Origin of the sequence: Halomonas sp. MS1 (genome assembly GCF_024182575.1) — a bacterium.
Taxonomy (GTDB): Bacteria; Pseudomonadota; Gammaproteobacteria; order Pseudomonadales; family Halomonadaceae; genus Vreelandella.
On the sequence record NZ_CP098926.1, the window covers coordinates 4356056 to 4382195 of the forward strand.

Below are 26140 nucleotides of genomic sequence, written 5' to 3' on the forward strand. Positions count from 1 at the left end.
GCGCCTGATTGTCAGTGAGAGACAGCATCAAACCAACGCAGTAACGACTGACTGGTGGAGCCGCTAATGGACATTAACGCTTTTATAACCCGCTTCGATGCGGGCTTAAAAGATATCGAAAATGGCTCTCCTGCAGTAGCACGACAGCGCTACGACCAACTATGCCAAACGTTTGCACCACCTAATCCGTCAGGCATGACAATCACTGACGAAGCGCGGGAAAGCATCGTCCTCCGACACTTTATCCCTGCATCCGCTCAGTTTGGCCAAGTGCTATACATTCATGGAGGTGGGTTTACCCTGGGGTCTATCGACAGCCACCATGGGGTAGCAGCAAATCTAGCAGAGCAGCTAAAGCGTCACGTTATCAGCATTAGCTACCGCTTAGCGCCCGAGGCGAGCTACCACAACATGCTAGAAGACTGCTTCAAGGTTGCTAAAGCCATAAAGCCCATTGCAGTAGTCGGTGACAGCGCTGGCGGTCGCATAGCCATAGATTTAGCCCCCTTACTGCATCGTTCTGTGCTGTTAGGACTCATCTATCCGCCGGTCGGCAAACTAAACCAGCAAACGCTGGGGGCCAATGCGCCGTTACTTAGCCGACATGATGTCTTGTCACTCATTGCCTACTGCCCGTGGATTGGGAACCACTTCGATACACTTCCACCGGAAACGCAGATTGAGGTTCTTTCAGTTGAGCACGACCCTTTGACCGCACCGCTCGAAAAAGCCATTGCGGACTGGAGGAACAACGGTATACCGGTAGGCTATCGCTGTGCAAAAAACATGGTTCATGCGGCATTGCATGCCCACGCGGACCTGCCTGAAATGCAAAGCGCTTGGCAAGATTTTTGCCAAGCGCTTAACAAACGGTTAACACGAAATATTGGTTACTGGTAAGTCGAACGTACCGCCTGTATCGCTGGCTGCCCATCTTTAGTCGTCACGCCATCCAGCCATGTCTCTACGGTGTCTAAATTAGCACTAATCCACTCAGACGCTACCTCGTTGGCGGGACGATCCTCATAGCTGTAGTCATGCACCCACGCGTTTTGATCCTCAATATCCACTACATACTGTGAAAGAAAACGATGCAGCTGGGGATCATCTTCAGCCATATTGGCCGGAACGATAGTCCAAACAGTGCTCTCAATTTGGGCAATGCCCGCCTCATCGGCATCATCCAGATAAGCTATGTCGAAACTGACGTTCATCCAGTGGGGCTCCCAACCAACAAAGGTCACCCACTCTTCATCCGCCATCTTTTGCTCTGCCTGCGCCAACATAGCGGCGGTGGAGCTTTCACGCAGGCGCCAGTCTCCTAAGCCTGCAATGTCATTATCAATAGCCGCCAGAATGGCCGTGTTAATCCCGGTGCCCGCCTCGATGCCCTGAATATCACCGTCGAAACGGTCACGGTAGGCGTCCAGGTCGGCCACCGATGTCACACCGGCATCGTAAACGTACTGAGGAACCACCAGGCCAGAGTTCGCCCCCTGGATATTGGAGACCACTTTTTCAATTTTATCATCAGCCACCAGAGGCTCTACCATATCGGTTTGTACCGGATACCAGCCGCCCAGATAGACGTCCACATCGTTGCGCGCTAACCCCTCAAGAATCACGCTTACGGCCAAGTCACGCTGACTTGTTTGATAGCCCATCGCTTCCATCAACTGCGCTGCTACTTCAGATTTCACGGTGACACCTGGCCAGGGAGGAACACCAAACCGTACTTCATCAAGGTCGGCTGCGGCGGGCCCTGACAACGCAAGCGCTGCCACCCCAGCGGCGCTAAGTGCTGACATACCCTTAAAACCAACAAGTACGTTCTTCATTATAATGTCCTCTTTTGGCAATATACCGCACCAAGTTTGACGACTAGACAACAATGGAAACGACACAAAGCGACATTATCTACGCGTAAAACGACAGAGCTGCGTCGTTCATCGCTCAGTTAGCGGCCCTGTTGGCGTGCCTCTATCGGTGAGCAGCCAAAGCAAGCACGAAACGCTCTGGCAAAGCTCGAACTAGAGCTAAAGCCGCAGGCTACCCCTATGGCGAGTACGCTCATATCAGTTTCAATCAGCAAACGCTTTGACCGCGCCAAACGAAGTGACAAATACCACTGGCGCGGTGTTTGATGAAGGTGATCCTCAAACAACCGCTGCAGCTGACGAGATGACACACCGCTTCGGCGTGCAATCTCAGCCAAAGCAAGAGGCTCCTCTAAATGTCTTTCCATCAATGCAACGGCTTCCACTAAACGCCGGTTATGAGTGCCTAACCGCTGCGCTAACGACATCCGTTGCTGGTCGCTGCGGCTACGTAACCGCTCATGAATAAGCTGCTCTGAGACATCGACGGCTAATTTGCTCCCATGACGTCTGGCGATGACTGCTAAGGCCATATCCATGGCTGCGGCACCACCTGCACAGGAAAAACGCCGCTCCCCGATCTCAAATAACTCGTCGGTGGTTTCAATCGTTGGAAAACGCTCACGAAAGACCGGCAAGCTCTCCCAATGCAAGGTGACCCGCTCCCCCTTCAATAACTGGGCAGCAGCTAATATAAACCCTCCGGTGTCTAACCCACCTAGGGCACATCCGGCTTGATCAAGCCGATGCAACCACGAAATAAGTGCTCGGCTTAAATGGTCTTCAGGCTCAAAGCCGCTACATACAGCCAACGATGGCAGATCGAGACCACCACCCATGGTCTGATCGACTAATAGCGTCATGCCATTGCTTGCGGTGACAGGCTCACCATCACGACTAAATAGCGTCCACTCAAACAGCGTTTGGCCGCTGATACGATTGGCTATGCGTAACGGCTCTACCGCAGAAAAAAATGCCATCATTGAAAAGCGCGGTAATAATAAAAACCCAACGCGCTCTGGCAGTAACCCAGAATAGTTTAGGCGCAAAATAACTCCTAAAATAAGCGCTTTCTTATCGATGCTGACGATTACTAAACGAATCAGACAACGCCAATGAATCCTCGTACATAATACACGCCCAACCAGCAACAGGATGCCCTGGGCCTTTGCACAAGGTACACTGGATAGGGTTAGACATTAGATTCATTTGAAAGGCACTTCATGACCAGCGCTCCCCCACTTTATCTGCAAATACAGCAGCACCTGTTAGAGAAAATCCAGGGCGGTGCCTGGCCAGCACACCACCAGATCCCTCCCGAAGAGCAACTTGCCCGAGATTTTGGGGTAAGCCGAATGACAGCTAATAAAGCGATTCGTGATCTCGTCCAAAAAGGCTACCTAACACGCCAGCCTGGGTTAGGTACCTTCGTGACAGATCGCAAGGCAGAGTCATCCCTGGTCGAGGTCTACAACATTGCCGATGAAGTGCGCTTCAGGGGACACCATTACAGCAATCACGTACTGGTATGTGAAGCCATTGAAGCGGATGACGAAGTCGCTTTACGGCTAGGCGTTCGCCTGGGTAGCCGCGTGTTTCAAACGCTGCTGGTGCATTTGGAAGACGACACGCCTATTCAGCTTGAAAACCGCTATGTTAACCCTCGCTGGGTACCCAACTACTTAACCAGTGATTTTTCACTGCACACACCCAATGAAGTATTGGTAGCGGCCTGCCCGATTACTGACGTAGAGCACACTGTTGAAGCCGTGCTTGTCGACCAGCAAACTGCCGATTGGCTTGCTATTGATACCGCCACCCCCTGCCTGAGCATGGTACGACGCACGTGGTCAGGCGAGCAGCTCATCAGCTATGCCCGCCTACTCCACCCAGGCGACCGCTACAAACTGCGCTCCTCGGTACATCGCCAAGCGTCTTAAAGACTTAGCTGGGAAAGACTCAGCTAATAAGCGATTGCATCAAATATCCGGTGGGTATGGCGAGCATCAAGCTTAATGCAACGCGAATAAACCACACCACCACCATGCGCCCTACAGAAAGCGGAATGCTCGTAGAGAGAATGCAAGGAATTGAGGCGGAGAAGAACAGCACCGCGGATACTGACACAACGCCTGCAGCAAAACGCGCGACAAAGTCCGCTTCTGCCATTAACAGTGCCGGTAAAAACATTTCGGCAAGGCCAGCAGCGGATGCCTGGGCAAGCGCGGCAGCATCAGCAATGCCCCACACGGCCACAAAGGGGTAAAACAGCCAACCCAGCCACTCAAATAGCGGCGTGTATTTAGCCGCAAGCAAGCCTAGCAAACCCACCGACATGATCGAAGGCAGGATGCTAATCGCCATCACTAGCCCTTCTTTAAAGTTGATCGCGACACTTTTATGCAACGCTGGCGCTCGGGCAGCTACTTCCAACCCGGTCTGCCATGCCGTTAGCAAGCGTTTGCCTGGCAGCGCCGTCGGTTCACCATCGTCAGCGCTGTCATCCATACGCGATAATGGCGGCAAACGAACGGTGACCGCCGTGACGATAAACGTGATCAACAACGTTAGCCAAAAATAGGCGTTCCACACCGCCATTAAATCCAGCGTGCGCGCCACGATAATCATGAACGTCGCCGAGACGGTAGAGAACCCTGTGGCAATAATGGCCGCTTCCCGCGCGGAATACTGACCCGCTTGATACACCCGATTGGTAATCAATAATCCGATAGAGTAACTGCCCACGAATGAAGCGACCGCATCGATTGCCGAGCGTCCTGGCGTTCGCCAAATAGGCCGCATTACGGGTTGAACCAGCACGCCAATAAGCTCAAGCAACCCATAACTGATCAACAAGGCCAGGAAAATCGCGCCAATAGGAACGATCAAACCAACGGGAATCACCAGCTTTTCAAACAGGAAAGGCAGCATATCGGGTTCATGCAGAAAGGCAGGCCCCCAGCCCGTCAGCGCCATCAGGGCAGCCATTACCCCAAGCAATTTTAGTGCGGTAAAAATGCGCTCGGTAACGTTTCGATTCCAGTAGCCTCGAATCAACGGGTACGCAGCCCCAGCGGCAATCAGCGCCAGCGCATAGAAGCCACTCGCATCTCCTAGCCAGCGCCGGGCACCAGTCACCATGTGATCGAGCAATATAGTGCTGCGACCGCCAATTTCGACAGGCACGAAGAAAATCAAAATCCCCAGCGCACTTGGCAAAAACAGTTTGAGGATCAGCGCGGCGCTGGGCCGCTGGCGGGTTGTAGTATTGGGAGGGAGCATGAGCATGCCTCTTGTTGTGTAACAGCGTTTAGTGAGCCTTCCACGTATCTTCAACACTTAATGTATATACATATACACACCAATTGAAGAGCACCTCCAGCCAATATAAATAGACATTAGTCTAATGAATCAGCCTAAAAATAGCCTTCATTAACATCAAAAAAAACATAACAAACTGTTTAAAATACCAAAAACAAAAATATCTCACCTTTTCATGTATTTCACCCTTCCCTCTATTTTGTAACAAGCAGCTTGACGAATCGGCTCATATTGATCTTAATTGTATATACATTAAGATTTGAAAATAAATTTTTGCACATCGCCTTTGAAAGGAGCTCCTCATGCCGAATGCAACGGATCGTCGCCTCTGGCGCGATATCAGCGTCTTCGATGGCTTGCGGACATTGCCCGACCGCATGGCCGTTATTACCGAAGGGGCACACATCATCGCCTTGTCGCCCATGAGTGAGTTCGACGAGCAACTCGCCAATAACTGCACAGAGATGGGCAGTGGCGGTGTGATGACCCCTGGTCTTGTGGATTGCCACACCCACCTTGTCTTTGGCGGTTCTCGGGCTGAAGAGTTTGAAGCGCGGCTTGAAGGGGCTAGCTATGAAGAGATCGCTAAACGCGGAGGCGGCATTCTCAGTACCGTTCGTGCCACGCGCGAGGCTAGCGAAGATGAGCTGCTAAGACTCGCTAAACCGCGTCTTGAAGCACTGATTGCTGACGGCGTTACCACCGTAGAGATTAAGTCTGGCTACGGGCTTACCGTCAAAGACGAACTCAAGATGCTGCGTGTCGCGCGCCGTCTCGGCAAGATGCTGCCAGTCAACGTCTTCACGACGCTGTTGGGCGCCCATGCCCTCCCCCCAGAATACAAAGATGACAGCGACGGCTATATCGATCTTGTCTGCCAGGAAATGATCCCCGCAGCAGTGGCTGAAGGCCTGGCAGATGCGGTTGATGTGTTCTGCGAAAAAATCGCCTTCTCGGTGGAACAGTGCGAGCGAGTGTTTGCAGCCGCCGAGGCCCACGGCCTACCCATCAAGGCACACGCCGAACAGCTCTCTAACCTGGGCGGAACGGCCATGGCCGCACGCCACGGAGCCCTATCTGCTGACCACATTGAGTACCTGGATGACACTGGCATCGCTGCCATGCATGAGGCCGGTAGTGTGGCGGTAATCCTGCCCGGTGCTTTCCATACCCTTCGTGAAACGCAACAGCCGCCGATTGCGGCACTGCGCAGCGCAGGCGTCCCGATGGCGGTGGCAACCGACGCCAACCCCGGCAGTTCCCCACTGTTTATGCCCACGCTAATGCTCAACCTAGCCTGCACGCTGTTCCGCCTGACTCCCCAAGAGGCACTGGCGGGCATGACAGCTCATGGGGCAACTGCGCTAGGCCTATCGGGCAAAGGACGCATCCACGAAGGTGCAGAAGCCGACCTCTGTGTATGGGATATCGATGCACCCGCCGAGCTCGCTTACGCCGTACAACCAGGACGCCTTCGTCAGCGCATGTTCCAGGGAGTGCTTACCCATGGCCATTAACAGTCAAGCCACTGCCACTGAACTCGACATGTCACTCTGGACGGGCCGAACAGACCCTGAACCCAACAGCGAACGTTGGCATCAAAAGATCCAACCGCTCAGCCCAACGGCAGCGCCGGGCTGTGCTTTATTAGGTTTTGAAAGCGATGCAGGTGTGGCCAGAAACCAGGGGCGTACCGGTGCTGCGCAAGGCCCTTCGGCACTGCGTAAAGCACTGGCACCGCTGGCGTGGCACCGCACAGGCCCAGCCTATGATGCGGGAAATGTACGCTGCGAAGGCGATGCCCTAGAAACCGCCCAACAAGCCCTCGCCGATCGATTAGCAGCGTTACTTAAGGCTGAACACTTCCCCGTTGTGCTAGGTGGCGGCCATGAAGTGGCCTACGGCAGTTGGCTGGGGCTTGCCCAGCATCTCGCTGATAACGGTGAAAAAGCACCACGCATCGGCATTATCAATTTTGATGCCCACTTCGATCTGCGCGATCCCTCTCATGTTCGCTCTTCGGGCACCCCCTTTACGCAAATTGCTGATGAATGCGCCAAGCGCGGCTGGCCGTTTCGCTACGCCTGCTTAGGCGTAAGCCGCGCTGCCAACACGCGCGCACTGTTTAACCGTGCTGCACAACTCGGCGTCATGGTTCGTGAAGACCGGGACTTTCAACCGGCACACCTTGAGTGCATTCGGCGCGACCTAGAACGCTTCATGGTGCGTTGCGATCACCTCTATCTGACCATCGATCTGGATGTACTGCCCGCTGGGGAAGCCCCTGGCGTCAGTGCCCCCGCCGCTCGCGGCGTCTCACTCGCGCTGATTGAACCGCTGATTGAGACCATTCGCGACAGCGGCAAGCTGCGCTTAGCTGATCTCGCCGAGCTAAATCCAGATCACGATATCGATAGCCGTACGGCCCGCGCGGCAGCACGAATTGTCTTTCAGTTGGCGCTCGACACCTAGCGCCCGGATTCGTTAATCCATCTATTACTAGCCCTTTAATAACAAACCGATGACTCAAGAGGAGTTTCGCCATGTCCACTAACGACAAACGTCACGACGCATCCCGTAAGATTGCTGCCCCCACCGGTAGCCAGCTCAGCTGCAAAAGCTGGCTGACCGAAGCCCCGCTGCGCATGCTAATGAACAACCTCCACCCTGACGTGGCCGAACGCCCCGAGGATCTAGTGGTATACGGCGGCATTGGCCGCGCTGCGCGTGATTGGGAGTGCTACGACAAAATCGTTGAGACTCTGCAGCGCCTGGAAGATACGCAAACCTTGTTGGTGCAATCCGGCAAACCGGTAGGCGTATTTGAAACCCATAAAGACGCCCCTCGGGTACTTATTGCCAACTCCAACCTGGTCCCCGCCTGGGCCAACTGGGAACACTTCAACGAGTTGGATCGCAAAGGCCTAATGATGTACGGCCAGATGACCGCAGGCTCATGGATTTACATCGGCTCTCAAGGCATTGTCCAAGGCACCTACGAAACCTTTGTGGAAGCGGGCCGCCAACACTTCGACGGCAACCTAACAGGCCGCTGGGTTCTCACTGCAGGCCTGGGTGGCATGGGTGGCGCTCAACCACTCGCCGCTACCCTGGCCGGCGCCTGCTCGCTGAATATCGAGTGTCAGCAAACCAGCATCGACTTCCGCCTGCGCACGCGCTATTTAGATGAGCAAGCAGACGATCTCGACGATGCGTTAGCGCGTATCGAACGCTACACTGCCGAAGGCAAAGCCGTCTCGATTGGCCTATGTGCGAATGCTGCAGATGTATTGCCCGAACTGGTCAAGCGTGGCGTGAAGCCCGACATGGTCACTGACCAAACCAGTGCCCACGACCCGCTACACGGCTACCTGCCTGCAGGCTGGACCTGGGAAGAGTACGTGGCACGTGGCAAATCCGAACCACAAGCCACCGTCAAAGCGGCTAAGCAATCAATGGCAGTGCATGTACAAGCCATGCTCGACTTCCAGAAGATGGGCGTACCCACTTTCGATTACGGCAACAATATTCGCCAAATGGCTCAAGAAGAAGGCGTTGAAAATGCCTTCGACTTCCCTGGTTTTGTACCCGCCTATATCCGCCCCTTATTCTGTCAGGGAATTGGCCCCTTCCGCTGGGCCGCGCTTTCAGGCGACCCGGAAGACATTTACAAAACCGACCAGAAAGTCAAAGAGCTGATCCCTGACGACCCGCACCTGCATAACTGGCTGGATATGGCACGGGAGCGCATCAGCTTCCAAGGCCTTCCGGCACGTATCTGCTGGGTCGGCCTGAAAGACCGTGCGCGTCTTGGCCAAGCCTTCAACGAGATGGTCAAAAACGGAGAGCTTAAAGCACCCGTCGTGATTGGCCGTGACCACCTGGACTCCGGCTCCGTGGCAAGCCCCAACCGCGAGACCGAGGCGATGATGGATGGCTCCGATGCGGTCTCCGACTGGCCGCTGCTGAATGCCCTGCTTAACACCGCCGGTGGTGCGACCTGGGTCTCGCTACACCACGGTGGCGGTGTTGGCATGGGCTATTCCCAACACTCTGGGGTGGTTATCGTCGCCGACGGCACCGATGATGCCCACGCACGCCTTGGCCGCGTGCTGCGCAACGACCCGGGCACTGGCGTTATGCGCCATGCCGATGCAGGCTACGACATTGCCAAACAATCTGCCCGTGAAAACGGCCTCGATTTGCCGATGCTGAAGAGCTAATTCAACAACTACAAGGAGCACTCATAATGACCCATCTCGATATTCAGCCCGGCAAAATGACACTGGCGCAGGCGCGCCAGGTCTTTCAATCCCCCGTCACGGTTAGCCTGCCTAGCAGTGCCGACGAGGCGATCCAAAAAAGCGTCGATTGCGTCAATCGGGTAGTTGAGGAAAACCGCACGGTCTACGGTATTAACACCGGGTTCGGGCTGCTTGCTCAAACACGTATCGCCGATGAAGACCTGGAAGCACTGCAGCGTTCGTTAGTGCTTTCTCATGCCACCGGCGTGGGCGCTGCGATGGATGACAGCCTTGTGCGGCTGATCATGGTGCTTAAGGTTAACAGCCTGGCACGCGGCTTTTCCGGTATTCGTCGTGAAGTGCTTGATGCCCTTATCGCATTGATCAACGCCGAGGTGTACCCGCATATTCCGCTCAAAGGTTCTGTGGGCGCGTCAGGTGATCTCGCGCCACTGGCCCATATGAGTGTGGTGCTGATTGGTGAAGGCAAAGCACGCTACAAAGGCGAGTGGCTCAGTGCCGAAGAAGCGCTAAAAGTCGCCGGTCTTAGCCCGATTGCACTAGCTCCGAAAGAGGGTCTCGCGCTGCTCAACGGCACCCAGGTGTCAACGGCTTACGCGCTACGCGGCCTGTTCGATGCCGAAGACCTCTATGCTGCCGCCACGGTTTGCGGCTCACTGACAGTTGAAGCCACGCTGGGCTCACGCTCACCGTTCGATGCGCGCATTCATGAAGTACGTGGCCAACGTGGCCAGATCGATGCGGCGGCGGCCTACCGACATTTACTCGGTGAGAACAGCGACATCGGCAACTCCCACGCCAACTGCGATAAAGTACAAGACCCTTACTCCTTGCGCTGCCAGCCGCAGGTGATGGGTGCAGCACTGACACAGATTCGCCATGTTGCCGATGTATTGGCGGTGGAAATCAACGCGGTGTCTGATAACCCCTTAGTGTTTGAAGATACTGACGACATCATCTCCGGCGGCAACTTCCATGCCGAACCGGTGGCCATGGCGGCTGATAACTTAGCCTTGGCGATTGCCGAAATTGGCTCACTGTCGGAACGACGCATCTCGCTGATGATGGACAAACACATGTCCCAGTTGCCGCCCTTCCTGGTCGAGAAAGGCGGCGTCAACTCTGGGTTTATGATCGCCCAGGTAACAGCAGCCGCGCTTGCCAGTGAAAATAAAGCGTTAGCGCACCCGCACAGCGTGGATAGCCTGCCCACTTCAGCCAACCAGGAAGACCATGTTTCCATGGCCCCGGCAGCGGGCAAACGCTTATGGGAAATGGCCGATAACGTGCGTGGCATTCTCGCCATTGAATGGCTAGGTGCCTGCCAAGGGCTGGATATGCGCCACGGTTTAACCACTACCGCACCGCTGGAACAAGCCAAGCAGTTGCTGCGTGAACATGTCACCCACTACGAACAGGACCGCTTCTTTGCGCCAGACATTGAAGCAGCCAGCAACTTGTTGGCAGCCAGAACGCTGAGCCACCTGCTTCGCCCTGGCACCCTGCCAAGCCAGCACTAAGCGGCCATTCTTGCCCCGCAGCAACAAGCTGCGGGGCTTCACCGCATTCAATTCCAGCTAAATCTAAATCCAGCTAAATCTAAATCCAGCTAATTCTAACTCCAACGACAAGAGTAGCTATTCATGAATGCTATCGTTTTGGCCATTTTAGTGATGGTCAGCCTCAGCTTGGCTCGCGTTTCCGTTGTCTTTGCCTTAATCGTCGCAACGTTGGTGGGTGGGCTTTATGCGGGCATGCCGATCAATGCCATCCTTGATGCTTTTAACGACGGTCTTGGCAACGGCGCTACTGTGGCCCTGGCCTATGCCGTGCTGGGCGCTTTCGCCGTCGCGCTCTCACGTTCGGGCATCACTGAAGTAATGGCAAACCGCGCCATTGCGCGTTTTCATGTTGATGATTCTGGCAGCAGTCGTCGCATGGTGACCTATACCCTACTGGCCGCCTTGCTGGCCGCCGCGGTCAGCTCTCAGAACCTTATTCCGGTACACATTGCTTTCATTCCTGTACTGGTTCCGCCGTTACTGAAACTAATGAATCACCTTCAGCTCGACCGCCGACTCGTTGCTTGCGTGATTACCTTCGGTATTACCGCCCCCTATATGCTGTTACCGGTAGGATTTGGCGCTATCTTTCTGAACGATATTTTGCTCACCAACCTCAATGAAAGTGGTGCCGAATTTGGACTGGAAGTCACCCGTCAGATGGTGCCCATGGCAATGGTGATTCCTATTGGTGGCATGGCATTGGGCCTTGCCGTAGCTGTGTTATTTAGCTATCGCAAAGGGCGTAGCTACCAAGACCGAGATCTGGCCAAGGGCGATGAAACCCCAGCGCAAGCGGCCCAGCATTTGCAAGGCTGGCAAAAAGCCGTACTGGCAATCGCACTGGTTGGCACCGTGGCCGTTCAGCTCTACACCGGTTCAATGGTGCTGGGGGGGATCTTTGGCTTTGCACTGCTCTCTTTAAGCGGCGTCTTCCGCTGGCACGAACAGGACGGCATCTTCACCGAAGGCATGCGCATGATGGCCTTGGTTGGGTTCATCATGATCACTGCGGCGGGCTTCGCCAGTGTGATGCAGGCCAGTGGCGAGGTTGAAGCGCTGGTCAGCAGCTCTACAGAGATAATTGGTGATAACAAGGGCTTAGCGGCATTGATTATGTTGCTTGTGGGCCTTTTCATTACCATGGGTATCGGCTCTTCCTTCTCAACAATCCCGATCATCGCATCACTTTACGTACCCCTGGCGCTGAATTTTGGCTTTTCGCCGCTAGCCACCGTGGCGTTGGTAGGCACCGCAGCGGCCTTGGGCGATGCAGGCTCCCCGGCCTCCGACTCAACGCTTGGCCCAACCGCCGGTCTCAATGCCGACGGCCAGCACGACCATATCTGGGACAGCGTTGTACCGACCTTCCTGCACTACAATATTCCGCTGATTGCCTTTGGCTGGATAGCCGCGATGATCCTATGACGCGCAACCCCAGCCTCTCAGCGCAATAATCCTTCCCCAAAGCGAGGCCACCCCGCTCAGTTGAGCGGGGTGGCCTCGTCAGCAAACACAGTACATTACTACCTTTATTGGCAATAATTACTCGCTATCGCTACCTGTATCTGTATCGCTATCGCTTGGACGCAGCACCTTCGGGTTGGAGTTTCCCCATACCGTGTAAAGGTCGGCAAGTAGCGCGCCATTAAGGTCTTCAAGTTCTCCAATGGTAATTCGCTCGTCACCCTGGAGCCCGTAAAGCACCACTTCATCACCCGCTTCCACTCCTTCCACATCTGTCACGTCTACCATGGTTGTGTTCATTGACACTTTACCCATGACTGGCACTCGCTCACCGTTGACCAGCACAAAGGCAGCGTCTGTGAAAACACGGCGGTAGCCGTCAGAATAGCCAACAGGTAAGTTGGCCAATAAGCTATCGCGCTCCAACACCCTGACGTTATCGTAGCCAACGCCACTGCCTTGCGCGTAATCGTTGACCGACGCTACCCGCGTGCGAAACGACATCACCGGTTTGAACTGCTCATAATGGGGTAGATCGCCATACAGCAAGCCACCCGGGCGCACCATATCAAGGCGTGCTTCAGGCACTTCCATGGTGGTAAATGAGTTGGCGGCGTGAAGCGTTAGCGCCTCGCGATCCAGGTTAGCCGTCTCGATTAACCAATCACTTTGCTCATGAAACGCCTCCAGCCCCTGGCGAACAAAATCTTCATCCTCAAAGGCAAAGTGGGTCATGATGCCCACCAGCTCTAACGACGCTAAGTCTTGAAGCTCTAACGCTTCCTGGCGCCCTGCTTCACTATCAAGCGCCATGCCATTGCGCCCCATACCGCCAGCATTCAGACCCAAATGATAGCGCAGTGTTACCCCTGCCTCAGCGGCATCGCTGGATGCTTGGCGGGCGGCTGTTATATCGCCGAATAACTCTTCCATGCCGTAATCAAAGGCACCGCGCACTTCTTCTGGTGTCGCACTGCGCACGCGCATTAAACGCCCATCGAAACCAGATGCCCGAACAACCCGCGCTTCTTCGTTACTCGCCACACCAATACAAGGAATACCTAGCGCAATCACGGAAGGCATTAAATTAGCAATGCCGTGACCATAGGCATCGGCTTTCATAATGGCGCAAAGCTCCGCTTCTTCGCCCAATAATTCCAGAACACCGCGCACGTTCCCTTCAAAAGCCGATTGCGAGATTTCTACCCAGGCATTGGCACTCAAGTGTTCCGGGCTATCAACGAGCAATGCTTGGTCGCTCAGCAACGGCGCCGCATAGCTGGTTGTGGTAACGGTGGCAGCAACAGCGGCAGCTAACAGGGTTAGTGGATATTTCATTATCAAGTCCTTGATTCGTTTTCATTGTTAAGACCCCACTGCTCACACTACCCCTACTAAACAATTCTTAACGATAGCGCGTGCCGCGTTTATTAAAAAAAGCAGCACTAGGACGCAATAACCCGAAGAGAAGGAAAGATCTTTCGCTGATTGCTCTGACTGAAGGCGTGGAGCAACTCTTCTGCTCGGCATGTATTCAAGCGCCAAAACTCATTAAAACCCGCCAATATTCCAAGCCCTGTTTCAAGTGCTGTTTCACAAGCGCTGTTTCAAGTGCTGTTTCAAGTGCTGTCTCAAGCCCTATTCCAAAGAGAGCTTAGGCCAATAACAGACTCGACGATCTGTTGGCTACACCGTTTATCAACGCTTACCTAATACACCTGATCGGCAATCTATCGCTAAAAAACACAGTAACTCAATGAAAATTAATAAAAAATTAATTTATAGATACAGTTTCAGTTTGGTTTGACATCAGTCAACGTAATGCAAAAATGTTGATGTTAGACGATTTTATAGAAATTTTTTATAGCCTGAGCACCATGCGTGTGATTAAACTGGGGGCGCAACATGGTTTCGAAACTGAAGCATGGATGCCCTCTATAACTCTAATCGCTACCAACAAAGAGGTTTTATGAAGCTCTCAACATCCGTGAAATGCGCCCTAGCGACGTCCATCGCCGCTTCCATCATGGCTAGCCAAGCGCTCTATGCCGATACCGTTCGTTTACGCATGCACACGTTTTATGGCACCGAAGTGGATCAGATTGCAGCTGATTTGCGGGAACGGGTAAGTGAAGCGAGTGATGGCACTATCAACATTCAATTTTTCCGTGGCGGCGAACTAGTCAGCAGCGACCAGTTTGTCGAAGCCGTTGCCCGTGGGAGCATCGATATCGGCCATGGTGTAGGTAGTTACTGGCCTGGCACGGTGGGTATCGGCACGATCGAAGGGGGCCTACCTGGAGCATGGGTAAGCGCTGAAGAAGCACACGATATATTTGCCAACCAAGGCCTTGATGAGCTCATCGCAGAAGCTTACGAAGAGCAAGGCGTTAAGCTGATTGGCCGCGGCTTTGGTAGCGATTATGGCTTAGTCACCCGAGAGCCTGTTTCCAGCCTGGAAGATCTTTCCAGCATGCGCATCCGCGCAACCAGCTCCATTGCAACGGTGCTGGAAAAATTTGATATTCCAACAGCCTTTATTCCAGGTGAAGAACTCTACGTCGCGCTTTCGACAGGCGTTATCGACGGTGCCATTTACGGTGGCCCTGTTGAGTACGAACAGCTACGCATTAATGAAGTGGCGGGCTACTACACCGATATCAACTTACTCAACCCAGGCTGGACAGAAAACGCATTCATCAACCCCCGCACCTGGGAACGGATGAGCGAAGAGCAGCAGCAGATCTTGGTAGATGAGCTGGCTCAGTACCTGGAAGACGTTCACAACTGGCTGGAAGAAGGCAACCAACGCATCATCGATGAAGGTGAGCTGTTTGAATTCGCCACCTTGCCAGCAGAAGATTCACAACGCCTAGCCGAAGCATCTTTGCCGATTTGGGAAGAGGAAGCGGCACGCTCTGAGCGAAATGCCCAAGCCGTTGAAATCTTGATTAATAACGCCAAAGCGCAAGGAAGATTGAGTGAGTAAGATCAACCGATATCTACGCTTTCAGGATGGGCTTTCCGACTGGGTCGGACGAGTCACCGCTTGGCTGACGCTAGGTATTATCGGTGTACTGCTCTATGAAGTAGTCGCTCGCTATGTACTCAATGCCCCCACTGTGTGGGGGCACGAACTAGCGACGATGTTCTTCGGTGCGCTGAGTATCCTGGCTGGCAGCTATACCTTACGCCACCAAAGCCACGTGCGCAGTGATGTCATCTATCGCCTGCTGCCCTTCCGCATGCAGGCGTTGTGTGACGTGATTGTGTTCTCACTGGGTATCTTGGTGCTGAGTGTATTTTTCACCATGGCCGTGGAATTTGCCCACCGCTCCTGGCTAATTGGTGAGTATTCCAACCGAAGCATTTGGCGTCCAGCACTTTGGCCGATAAAAGCGACCATTCCAATTGCCGTTGGATTGCTAATTCTGCAGAGCGTAGCAGAGCTAGTGAGGGCCATCGTGCGTTTACTTGGCATTCCCTATGATGATCCGCGAGACGACATTAGCGACGCTGATTAAATACAGCCCGACTCTGTTTAAACAGCGTGCTGCTTAACCCTCGCTCTATTTCAACGTGGTTTTACCGTGAAAAATAAGAGACACACCCCGGCACGTCCTTGTGGATATGCCATGCAAAGGGTATCCCTATGTTAAATTTAGACCCCATGATAATTACGGCGATCATGTTTCTCTCCATGATCGTCCTAATGGCAATAGGCGCTCCGCTAGCGTGGGCGTTGATGATATCGGGCATGGGAAGTGCCTACATGATGTTTGGCCCTGGTGGCTTGGACTTCTTGCTCTCATCGGCATACAGCACCATGGACAACTTTCTCCTGGTGGCCCTCCCGCTGTTCATCTTTATGGGATTGGTACTGGAACGTTCCGGTATTACCGATGATCTTTTCGAGATGATGCATAAGCTGATGGGCAGCCTTCCTGGCGGGCTCGGGATTGGCACCATTCTGATCTGCGCCCTTATCGCTGCCATGGCGGGAGTCTCAGGGGCAGCTACCGTCAGCCTAGGGATCATTGCATTACCGGCAATGCTCAAGCGGGGCTATCACAAGCGGCTAGTCACCGGCACTATCATGGCGGGTGGTGCATTGGGTTTTCTCATCCCACCTAGCATCTTAATGATTGTCTATGCGTTTCTGGCCCGTGAATCGGTAGGAAAGCTATTTGCTGCTGGCTTAGTGCCTGGCCTAATGCTTGCCGCTATTTACATGGCCTATATATTGATACGCTGCCGCATAAACCCTTCTCTAGGTCCCGCTGCGCCAGTAGAAGAACGCTTTAGTGCCAAAGAAAAGCTGATGTCTTTGCGCCATGTGATTGCCCCAGGCCTTTTGGTCACGGCCGTATTGGGCTGCATTATCGGAGGGGTAACCTCGCCTTCGGAAGCCTCTGCAGTCGGGGCTGGCGGTGCCATGCTGATTGCAGCGCTGAGAGGCCGGCTTAACTGGAGCCTGCTGCGCTACGCGATGCTCAGCACGGCCAAAATAACCGGTATGTTGCTCTGGATTGCCATTGCCGCGGTATTCTTTAGCCGTATCTATATGGGCTTAGGCGCCGGTATGATCGTCAGTGATTTTATTAATGACTTCTCGCTGTCGCCCTATACCGTCATCATCATCATGCTGATTAGCTTTTTTGCACTGGGCATGTTCCTCGATGACTTTGCGATCCTGTTCATCACGATTCCGCTTTATGTGCCAATCGTACGTGACTTAGGGTTCGATACTACCTGGTTTGCGGTGCTGTTTATTATCAGTATGCAGTCCGCTTATCTGACACCGCCCTTTGGGTATAACCTGTTCTATATGCGATCAGTCGCACCAAAATCCATTACTATCGTCGATATCTATCGTTCAGCTCTGCCGTATGTTGCTCTACAGATAGTGGGGTTAGCAATTATCGTACTATTCCCAAGTATTGCGCTGTGGTTGCCCAACCTGCTGTTCTAAACAAGCGTATCAAACGGCTATCGACAGAAACCCAACTAAAAAGGCCCTAATGATTAGGGCCTTTTCTTTTAGCGTTTCTTCGCTGCCTTCTGTTACCCTATGCGACACTTTGTTGGCGCATTACCTGTGCAATAATCGGCACAGGGGACATCAAGTGTTCGTGCATCAATGCCACTGCTTCATCCTTTCGGCGCTCAAGCGTGGCATCTACTAAGGCGGCATGCTCTTGGCGCTTTGCTTCAAGGGCTTGAGCAGAAAACACGGTTTCCTTAAGCCACAAAAAGCGGTAGCGCTGAACTTTATCAAACAGCCCAGCGCGCACTTTCATCAAATGCGGAGAGTTGCAGCCAACCACCATCGCGGTGTGAAAATCACTATGCCGTCTATCCCAAATATCTAACAGCCCTTCTGACGAACTCATTTCCGTCAGCTTTGCTAATTGATAAGACTTTGCCAAGATATTAGCTTCCCAGGCATCATCGCCACGCTCTATCGCAAGCCCCAACATCATCGCTTCAACCTGCGCCCGGGCATCGTATATATCGTTAAGCTCAGCGAGCGACATGGGTGCCACACGATAGCCACGCTGGCTAATAGCCACCACTAGATGCTCAGCAACAAGCTGGGAAAGTGCTTCTCGCAGAGGACCAATACCCAGGTCATAGCGCGCTTTAAGCACACTCATCCGTAATTTTTCGTCAGGCTGAAAAGTGCCTTTAATAATATCTATTTTAAGTAGCTTGTAGGCACGAATACCCAAGTTTTCCTTGGCATCCGCCTTTTCGTCTGGGAAGAAAGATGAATTCATGAGTATGCATTTTGCAAAGTGGGTCAAAATAATAGCACACCTTGTAACAGCTGTTTGAACGTGTTCTGCCCTCGCACTCAATAACAACGGCAACAAGCAATAAAAAAAGCCGATGCAGACTAGCTGCACCGGCTTCTATCAACACTCTCTATATATCAGCACACTTATCAGCGCTCTCTACAAACGCTTCAATTGGCGCTTAACTAACCAATGAGACGCTAGATACTACGCTGTAAGCTCTTCGAGCAATTCTTCAACAATCGCTAACCCTTCTTCAAGGATGCTGTCTTCAATAGTGACCGGCATCAAGAAGCGGAGCGTATTACCGTAAAGCCCACACGACAGCAGGATAAGCCCCTTCTCCCGGGCACGTTTACACATGGCTGCTGCAAGCTCTGGGTCGGGGGTTTGATCAGCTGCAACAAGATCCAGTGCCGCCATCGAACCTAAGTGACGCACGTTTTCGACACAGGCAAAGCGTTGCTGCCACTGGGTAAAGCGCTGCCCCAGCACTTCTCCTAAGGCTTGGCTCTTCTCAAGAATTTTTTCTTCTTCGAATACTTCAAGCACCGCTAAAACGGCAGCACAAGAAACCGGGCTGCCTGAGTAGGTGCCACCCAGCGAGTTAGGGCCACACGCATCCATATGCTCAGCCGTTCCCACGACGGCTGAAATCGGCATGCCACCGGCCATACTCTTAGCCATGGTCATGAGGTCAGGCTCAACACCACTGTGTTCAATGGCAAACAGCTTGCCGGTACGGCCAAAGCCAGACTGAACTTCATCGACGATCATCAGCATGCCGTGCTCGTCGCAAATTTCACGCACCGCTTTAAGGAAGCTGGCCGGTGCAGGATAGAACCCACCTTCACCCAACACAGGCTCGATCACGATAGCCGCGGTGTCTCTTGGGTTAGCATCGGTCTTCAGCGTCATTTTAAGACCGCGGATAGCGTCTTCTTCGCTGACCCCATGGAACGGAACGGGGTAAGGCGCACGGAAAACATTCCCAGGCATGCTGCCGAAATCAGCCGAGTAAGGCGCCACTTTGCCGTTCATTGCCATGGTCATAAAGGTACGGCCATGGTAGCCACCATCGAAGCAGATCACGTTATTCTTGCCGGTGGCGGCACGCGCAATCTTAACGGCATTCTCTAGCGCTTCAGCCCCGGAGTTAACCAGCATGACTTTGCCATGGCCGCGCACAGGCGTGAGCTGGCTGAGTTTTTCAGCGACTTTCACGTAGCCTTCGTAAGGAATAACGGTTTGGCAAGTGTGCATCACCCGACCTAACTGCTCCCTAACCGCTTCGACTACCTTAGGATGGCAATGGCCGATATTAAGCACGCCAATACCACCCGCGAAATCAATAATACGGTTACCATCCGCATCCCAGATAATCGCGTTCTCAGCACGGTCCGCAAATTGCGTTGCAGGGCTGGCGGCACCATTAGCGACATATTTCTGTTTAAGCTCATTCAGCTGTGCATTGCTCATCTTCATTTACTGCATTCCTCAGTTAATTAGTGAAAATCGCTTACAGGCCGCCAACACAGACGTATTTCAACTCGGTAAATTCATCAAGCCCATGACGTGAGCCTTCACGGCCCAGCCCAGACTCTTTCACCCCACCAAAGGGCGCTAACTCGGTAGACAGAATGCCTTCGTTAACCGCCACCATGCCGTACTCCAGCCCTTCCATTACATGCCAAATTCTGCGGTAGTCACGGGCATAGAAGTAAGCTGCCAGCCCGAACTCAGTCGCATTCGCCATGGCAATGGCTTCTTCATCCGTCTCGAAACGGAACACAGGCGCCAAGGGACCAAACGTCTCTTCACGGGCAACCCGCATGTTGTCGGTCACATCAGCAATAATCGTCGGTTCGAAGAAAGTACCGCCCAACGTGTGGGGCTTGCCACCACAGACCAACCGCCCACCCTTTTCCAGCGCATCAGCAATGTGGGACTCGACCTTTTCGACCGCAGCCTGATTGATCAACGGGCCTTGCATAACGCCATCATCCAGCCCATTGCCCACGTTCAGTTGCGCTACCCGCTTGGCAAACTTTTCAACAAATTCCTCGTAAACGCCGCTTTGAACCAAGAAACGGTTGGTACACACGCAGGTCTGGCCAGAGTTGCGATACTTGGAGGCAACAGCCCCTTCAACGGCGGCGTCTAGGTCGGCGTCATCAAACACGATGAAGGGGGCGTTACCGCCTAACTCCAACGATACTTTTTTGACCGTACCGGCACACTGAGCAAGCAGCTTTTTACCCACTGGCGTAGAGCCCGTGAAAGAGAACTTACGCACGCGCGGATCGGTGGTTAACACCTCGCCAATGGGTGCAGGCTGGCTGGCCGTGACCACATTGATTACCCCAGCGGGCAGGCCAGCTAGCTCAGCCAAGCGCGCCACCGCCAACGCCGTGAGTGGCGTTGCTTCTGCAGGTTTGATAACCACCGTACAGCCTGCCGCTAAAGCGGGGGCGCACTTACGGGTGATCATTGCCAGCGGAAAGTTCCAGGGCGTAACGGCAGCCACAACGCCAATCGGTTCGCGAAACACCAGAATGCGCTTATCGACACCATGGCCCGGCAAGGTTTCACCGGCCATACGCTTGGTCTCTTCGGCATAAAACTCGACAAATGACGCGCCATACGCCACTTCACCGCGGGACTCTGCCAGTGGTTTGCCCTGCTCCAACGTCATTAGCCGAGCCAGGTCTTCCTGGTGCGCCATGATGGCGTCGAACCAGGCGCGCAACAGCGTTGCACGCTCTTTCGCAGTACGCTTTTTCCAGCCCGGCCCTGCTGCCTCCGCTGCGGCAACCGCTGCTCGTGCACCATCAGCATCCAGGTCAGGGACTTCTGCTAATAGCTCGCCATTTGCCGGGTTAGTGACCGCAAAGCGCTTTTCAGCACCGCACCACTCTCCGCCAATAAATGCGTCAGGTATCAAAATATCGGGTAACTCACTCATCTTGTTTTCCTTTTTGCCATGACATTAGAGCGTGCTCTCAAACGCTGGCCGCGCCTCTCACGAACTCGCTACAACGCCATTGCCTGTACTTCCGAAAGCACTAGCGAGCCAGCTTCTTCATTTTCAGATAGGCAGCATCAACCGTAATGACTAACAAAAATATCTACATTTACAAAAAACGTCAAAATATATTTTTAGCATATACACTAAAAACTGGACGGTGGTGTTGGATGACATCGAAAATGATGACTAGGCTGCGGGCAGGATTGATACAAAAAGCGATCAAGGCGTGTGCCTCAGCTTTTCCGACCCGCAAGCAGGCCTTTATCGGGTATCGCTTTCGGATAAAATCAATCTGAAAAAGAGGCCGCCCCTAGATCGGCGAAAATGAACAACTTAACGGCTAACTCCACCTTAAAGCGCCCTACCCACTGGGCACTATTCAGCGTGATAGCACTGATATTGATAGGCAGCGGCACGTGGGCCGTGGGTGACTCCCACGGCGACAGCACCAACAGCGCGTGTGGCCTGACGGAGCAGCAACAGGAAATGCTAAGACTGGTGAACGAGGCACGAAACAACGCTCGTCAATGTGGCGATCAAGCATTTTCAGCAGCCAGCCCGTTGACCTGGAGCTGCAAACTGGAAGCCGCTGCCGATATGCACGCCAGCGATATGGCTAACAACGACTACGTTAGCCATACCGATGCTAACGGCGCAGGAATTGAGCAACGCGCCAATCAACATGGCTACACGTGGCAAGCCGTGGGTGAAAATATTGCCGCTGGGCATACATCTGTCGCCGCCGTGGTAAACGGCTGGCTAGAGAGCCCCGGCCATTGCCGCAATATGATGAATGGCACCTTCACCGAAATGGGCATGGCCAAGGCCAGCAATGCTGATTCGCGCTATACCACCTTCTGGACACAGATGCTGGGGAAGCCCCGCTAAGCACTATTAAAATCCACCGTAATGGACCGCCGAAATCGCATTCTTTGGAGAACCATCCACCAGCTTGGTGCTGTAAGTTAAGTACACAAAGGTTTCGGTTTCAGCATCGTGCATGCGCACCACGCGCATATTCTTAAACAACGCCGAGCGGCGCTGGTTAAAAACGACCTCTTGCTCGTCTACCTCATCAGGGTCGAAGACGATCTCTCCCGTTTGCCGACAAGCCACGCTCGCCTCGCTAGCTTCCTCAGCAAGCCCTACCGCACCTGAAATCCCGCCCACCTGAGAGTAAGAGAGATAGCAGGAAATCCCCTGTACTTTTGGGTCGTCAAAGCGCTCCACTTCAATCGTACTGTTCGGGCCGATCAACCTAAACTCCGTTCGCACGCTGCCAATATGGGCATCCTGCGCCAGAAGCGCAGTAGGCAGCAGCAACGAAGAGATCATCACAAGCGACGTAATGGCAACCGGTGTAGAAAAACGCATGGAAATATCCTTAGCAGGTGCAGCAGAAACGGCAAACCATGAGCATACCTGATACCGGCAGAGACGGGGCAGCCAAGAGAGGCTAACTGTCGAAATGGGAAATAGATGGTAAAGGAAGAATGGAGTCGGGGCCATGACCCCGGCAGGAGTCTAACAAAGCACTTAAGATCATGATTTTAAATTATTTAGAATAAAAATAATGGAAAATATACCAACACATATACCAGCACCATCATATGCACTCCGCTAACGTAAGCATCGGGTACAATTAAGCTCTGACTGTTTTTTGTAGCACATATGGAGTGCTACGGTCAGGAGCGGTTCTTTGACCAGCTCCATATAATGCTCGGATCTGCGGCTGGTACAAATGTAGACACAGTTTGAGCTTTCATCAGTCAGAAAGCAGCTATTTGTTAAATTCCTACAAAACCAAGCAGTTTTGCTCGACTAAATTCCTTCGTAAAAATATTTGATTATATACTTGTCAAATTCATCAAAACTCTGAACAGAGTCAACTAAACAATCCATTGTAAGCTCGTTAAATTTTTCAATTATTTGATGTAGATCATCATCACCCTCAAAGTTAATTATATTTTCGTTATGTATTTTTTTTGTAATCATTCTAGGCAGGCCATATTCCTCAAGTTGAAAAACTACTGGCGGCAAGAAAGCATGAGCAGCCTTGGATATAAATGGAGAAATATCCACTGGGTTATCCAATATTTTTTTCTGCAAAATATTTATGTCACTTAGTGTGGCTGCAAGCTTAAATGTAATATTTCTTTCTAATTTAAAAAATTCATCGACACCAATATCGTATTGATCAAGTTCGTGTAGCAGTTCTGGTATGGATTGAGTCCAGTTTTTTGAAAGGATCTTTATAAAGCCAACAAATTTATTATATTCAACACCCCAACCACCTGGATGCATTTTTATCACCTTATAGAGGAGCCTCCCCCAATCATTAGTGTTGTCTGAATTAAGATAACCGAGACCATTCCATTCATCTGAATTGTAAGCAAGATCCCTTGCGATATCTCTAATGAGATAAGAGTTAGTGGACTCAAAAATACTTTCATTTTTCATGGCCTTAAAAAGGTCATCACCTAATATTTCTGACATTTCTTCTTTGTAGTTAATAATCTTTGCGATTTGCTCTTTGGTTAACTCCTGTTTGAACTCTTCTTCGTCGATACTGCCTATAAGTTCATCTGGAAAACTTAAGTCTAAATGCGTTTCAGTAGATACTGGAGGCTCCTCTAGAATATATATCTTTCCGACAAAGTGTTTAAACATTCTTCCGCCGCGCCCAATTATATTTTTATAAGTAAAGTCATTAAGCTTTGATTGACCATTACGATTTCGCCATACAACGACGTTTTCGGCGGAGGTGTTAACACCTTCAATTATTGAAGACGTAGATACTATATTTTTCAAGCCTTCCTTTTCTTCAAAAAGACGCACTTGAATTTGACTAAGAGATCTATGTAACTGCCCATTATGTATTCCACACCCTCTTTTTATCAAATTTGTTAAATGCCAATTTCTATCATAATTATTAACCAGCCAGTGCTCGAAATTTCTCAAAATTTCACTTTCTACTGGTTCATGATTATCAATCAGGAGATTTGCAACCTTATCAATATTTGAATAGGTTCCAGCATAGATTAAAGTTTTCCCTACACTTGACTCTAGTATTCTAAGAAGCATTTCGCTTTTCAGATTATCATCGCCTTTTATCTCATTAAACAAATCATGCTTTTCAAGATACACAGTATTAAAATCGATATGAACAAACTCCATATCTCTGGTAAAAACATTTTCGTTAATTTTTGAAATATTAGGAGCTAAAAAATATTTTTGACTTGCTTTACGGCCCAGCTTGAGAATTATATTTATTAATGATGAAGACCTTTCTTTATCGAACTTCTCACTAGCCTTGTAAAATTCGTCTATAACCAACATATCAATATTATCCAGCTCATCTACATAATGAGCAGCCCTTTCTTGAGGAAATATAAATATATTCTTTTCGGCGATTTTGACATCAGATGTTGTTATTATCTTATAGTAGTTTGAGAATTTCCTTTGAAGCCTACGCCGAGTTTCGTCTGTTAAAGCAATAGTAGGCACAATAATAACAATATTTTTTGGCTTTTTAATTGATATAAACGCATCAATTATAAAGCTTTTTTCAAAGCTTGTGGGCGCACTGACAGCCAAGCTTCTACCTTCGGTTAACTTTTTTAATATAAGAGATTGTTCTCTGTGAAGAGTAACCTCTGTATCACCGCCGATATCAGATTTAAAAGATTCATAAACAAACCTATCTTGCCAGCTAGAGGTTTCAACATCTATATATGGATACAAACCCACTTGCCTAATAAGGTTATTTATTAAAGGCTCATATGGAACGTGTTCTTGCTTGTGGTAATCTAAGAGCTTTATCAATTCATCCCTTGCCTTAGGTTCATTATCTTCTTCGATAAAGCTGTTAATCAACTGGCATTCGTAAAAAACGTCCATGATCTATTCCCCTTTATAATGCTCTACATGCTTAACAAACTTATTGACTATCTCATCTTTTCTTGGCACGGGAAAAAGGATAATATGGAACTTTACGTCACCATATCCAAAAGTATTTCCAATAGTCTTTATCTGCTTCTTAAAATAAGAATTAGCCCTAGCTTTATGATAATCAATTACTGAATTACGATAATCGTCCGACATCTTGTCGCATTGAGCAGTAAAATCACATTCGTGCAGTATAAATATAGGGATATGTATTTTTGGTTTGAGATCGTCTATAGAGTTCTTATTGGATAAAGCATTCTTTATCTCCCCTCTTAACCCTTCATCTTCTATCAAGCTATCGATATCTGAGATATTTGTAATTATACTATTCTCTTTTTTTAATTTATCTGTTTTAAGAGAATTCCCAACTGACTCTACAATACTGCTTAATCGAGCGTCCTCAATCGAAGTGTAAAATTTAGCTTCCCCAAACCATAAAGAGAAATCACCATTCTCAATTACGATATGAACTCCATCTGCACCCTTTGCATTGTCCTGAGAGTTCTGTTTATAAAATATTTTTGGGACTACTGGAAGAGCATTGTAGTGGTGTTTCATAACACCATAAAGAACAATTTCTGCCAACTCACTACCTTTCCCAATATCACTTTCTTTATCTGTAAGTCTGAGATTCTGAGCCGCAGCAGTCAAAACAGAGTGAGATTGATCTACAAGACATCTTCGCTCTTTAAGCGACAATGCTGTCTCTGCAATATTGTCCCATATAAAGTTTTGGAATTTCTTATATCGCCACCGGCCATCTTCAAAGTCATTTATTAAACTAAGAACTCTTTTATTTTCAACAGGATGTAAAGCCCCATCATCAGATATATTGACGAAAGAATCATTAATTAGCACTTCAAAGTCCATACTT

At 51.1% G+C, this 26140-nt stretch carries 21 protein-coding genes; 11 read left to right on the forward strand and 10 right to left on the reverse strand.

What is annotated here, in order from left to right; translation table 11 throughout:
• Positions 1-66 precede the first annotated feature (66 nt).
• On the forward strand, positions 67-900 hold the full coding sequence (locus NF683_RS20180; RefSeq protein WP_253920795.1) for an alpha/beta hydrolase: 834 nt from the start codon (positions 67-69) through the stop codon (positions 898-900).
• On the opposite strand, the gene NF683_RS20185 is transcribed toward NF683_RS20180, so the two are convergent.
• Both NF683_RS20185 and NF683_RS20190 read right to left on the reverse strand, forming a co-directional pair.
• A complete protein-coding gene (locus NF683_RS20185) occupies positions 891-1838 on the reverse strand; it encodes an ABC transporter substrate-binding protein (protein WP_253920796.1) in 948 nt (315 codons plus the stop codon). The two genes, NF683_RS20180 and NF683_RS20185, sit on opposite strands and share 10 nt — an antisense overlap.
• 119 nt (positions 1839-1957) lie before the next feature.
• Positions 1958-2926: a GlxA family transcriptional regulator gene (locus NF683_RS20190; RefSeq protein ID WP_253920797.1), complete on the reverse strand. Its 969-nt coding sequence runs from the start codon at positions 2924-2926 to the stop codon at positions 1958-1960.
• A 174-nt stretch (positions 2927-3100) separates the two neighbouring features.
• Here NF683_RS20190 and hutC point away from each other — a divergent pair, with 174 nt between their 5' ends.
• Positions 3101-3817 carry a histidine utilization repressor gene (gene hutC / locus NF683_RS20195; protein ID WP_089037552.1) on the forward strand — a complete coding sequence of 239 codons (717 nt, stop codon included), beginning with the start codon at positions 3101-3103 and terminating at the stop codon, positions 3815-3817.
• 19 nt (positions 3818-3836) lie between these two features.
• On the opposite strand, the gene NF683_RS20200 is transcribed toward hutC, so the two are convergent.
• Positions 3837-5159, reverse strand: a complete 1323-nt coding sequence (locus NF683_RS20200; RefSeq protein ID WP_253920798.1) for a YjiH family protein — start codon at positions 5157-5159, stop codon at positions 3837-3839.
• A gap of 341 nt (positions 5160-5500) precedes the next feature.
• On the opposite strand from NF683_RS20200, the gene hutI reads away from it, so the two are divergent.
• From hutI to NF683_RS20225, 5 genes are all read left to right on the forward strand, one after another.
• Positions 5501-6715: an imidazolonepropionase gene (gene hutI, locus NF683_RS20205; RefSeq protein WP_253920799.1), complete on the forward strand. Its 1215-nt coding sequence runs from the start codon at positions 5501-5503 to the stop codon at positions 6713-6715.
• Positions 6705-7670 carry a formimidoylglutamase gene (gene hutG / locus NF683_RS20210; protein ID WP_253920800.1) on the forward strand — a complete coding sequence of 322 codons (966 nt, stop codon included), beginning with the start codon at positions 6705-6707 and terminating at the stop codon, positions 7668-7670. Before hutI ends, hutG begins: the two co-directional genes overlap by 11 nt.
• A gap of 71 nt (positions 7671-7741) precedes the next feature.
• A complete protein-coding gene (gene hutU, locus NF683_RS20215; protein WP_089037548.1) occupies positions 7742-9421 on the forward strand; it encodes a urocanate hydratase in 1680 nt (559 codons plus the stop codon).
• Between the two features lie 26 nt (positions 9422-9447).
• Entirely contained in the window at positions 9448-10983 is a 1536-nt protein-coding gene (hutH, locus tag NF683_RS20220; protein ID WP_253920801.1) for a histidine ammonia-lyase, read from the forward strand.
• Positions 10984-11106: 123 nt separating this feature from the next.
• Positions 11107-12453 (forward strand): Na+/H+ antiporter family protein, encoded by a 1347-nt coding sequence (locus NF683_RS20225; protein WP_253920802.1) that lies wholly within the window; start codon positions 11107-11109, stop codon positions 12451-12453.
• A 117-nt stretch (positions 12454-12570) separates the two neighbouring features.
• On the opposite strand, the gene alr is transcribed toward NF683_RS20225, so the two are convergent.
• Entirely contained in the window at positions 12571-13830 is a 1260-nt protein-coding gene (alr, locus tag NF683_RS20230) for an alanine racemase (protein ID WP_253920803.1), read from the reverse strand.
• Positions 13831-14461: 631 nt separating this feature from the next.
• Here alr and dctP point away from each other — a divergent pair.
• From dctP to NF683_RS20245, 3 genes are all read left to right on the forward strand, one after another.
• A complete protein-coding gene (gene dctP / locus NF683_RS20235) occupies positions 14462-15481 on the forward strand; it encodes a TRAP transporter substrate-binding protein DctP (RefSeq protein ID WP_089037545.1) in 1020 nt (339 codons plus the stop codon).
• On the forward strand, positions 15474-16016 hold the full coding sequence (locus NF683_RS20240) for a TRAP transporter small permease subunit (RefSeq protein ID WP_038485821.1): 543 nt from the start codon (positions 15474-15476) through the stop codon (positions 16014-16016). The genes dctP and NF683_RS20240 overlap by 8 nt, the downstream gene beginning before the upstream one ends.
• Before the next feature lie 176 nt (positions 16017-16192).
• Entirely contained in the window at positions 16193-17464 is a 1272-nt protein-coding gene (locus NF683_RS20245) for a TRAP transporter large permease (protein WP_253926877.1), read from the forward strand.
• A 97-nt stretch (positions 17465-17561) separates the two neighbouring features.
• Here NF683_RS20245 and csiR read toward each other — a convergent pair whose 3' ends face one another.
• The 3 genes from csiR to NF683_RS20260 form a co-directional block, all read right to left on the reverse strand.
• Positions 17562-18272, reverse strand: coding sequence for a DNA-binding transcriptional regulator CsiR (csiR, locus tag NF683_RS20250; protein ID WP_089037543.1), 711 nt, complete (start codon positions 18270-18272; stop codon positions 17562-17564).
• Positions 18273-18497: 225 nt separating this feature from the next.
• On the reverse strand, positions 18498-19769 hold the full coding sequence (gabT, locus tag NF683_RS20255) for a 4-aminobutyrate--2-oxoglutarate transaminase (protein WP_253921910.1): 1272 nt from the start codon (positions 19767-19769) through the stop codon (positions 18498-18500).
• A gap of 40 nt (positions 19770-19809) precedes the next feature.
• Positions 19810-21255: an NAD-dependent succinate-semialdehyde dehydrogenase gene (locus NF683_RS20260; protein ID WP_253920804.1), complete on the reverse strand. Its 1446-nt coding sequence runs from the start codon at positions 21253-21255 to the stop codon at positions 19810-19812.
• A 387-nt stretch (positions 21256-21642) separates the two neighbouring features.
• Here NF683_RS20260 and NF683_RS20265 point away from each other — a divergent pair, with 387 nt between their 5' ends.
• Positions 21643-22206: a CAP domain-containing protein gene (locus NF683_RS20265; RefSeq protein WP_253920805.1), complete on the forward strand. Its 564-nt coding sequence runs from the start codon at positions 21643-21645 to the stop codon at positions 22204-22206.
• A 6-nt stretch (positions 22207-22212) separates the two neighbouring features.
• Here NF683_RS20265 and NF683_RS20270 read toward each other — a convergent pair whose 3' ends face one another.
• The 3 genes from NF683_RS20270 to NF683_RS20280 all read right to left on the reverse strand — a co-directional run bounded on the left by NF683_RS20270 (position 22213) and on the right by NF683_RS20280 (position 26136).
• Entirely contained in the window at positions 22213-22692 is a 480-nt protein-coding gene (locus NF683_RS20270; protein ID WP_253920806.1) for a CreA family protein, read from the reverse strand.
• Positions 22693-23139: 447 nt separating this feature from the next.
• A complete protein-coding gene (locus tag NF683_RS20275; RefSeq protein WP_253920807.1) occupies positions 23140-25218 on the reverse strand; it encodes a DEAD/DEAH box helicase in 2079 nt (692 codons plus the stop codon).
• 3 nt (positions 25219-25221) lie between these two features.
• Entirely contained in the window at positions 25222-26136 is a 915-nt protein-coding gene (locus tag NF683_RS20280; protein ID WP_253920808.1) for a HamA C-terminal domain-containing protein, read from the reverse strand.
• Positions 26137-26140 lie beyond the last annotated feature (4 nt).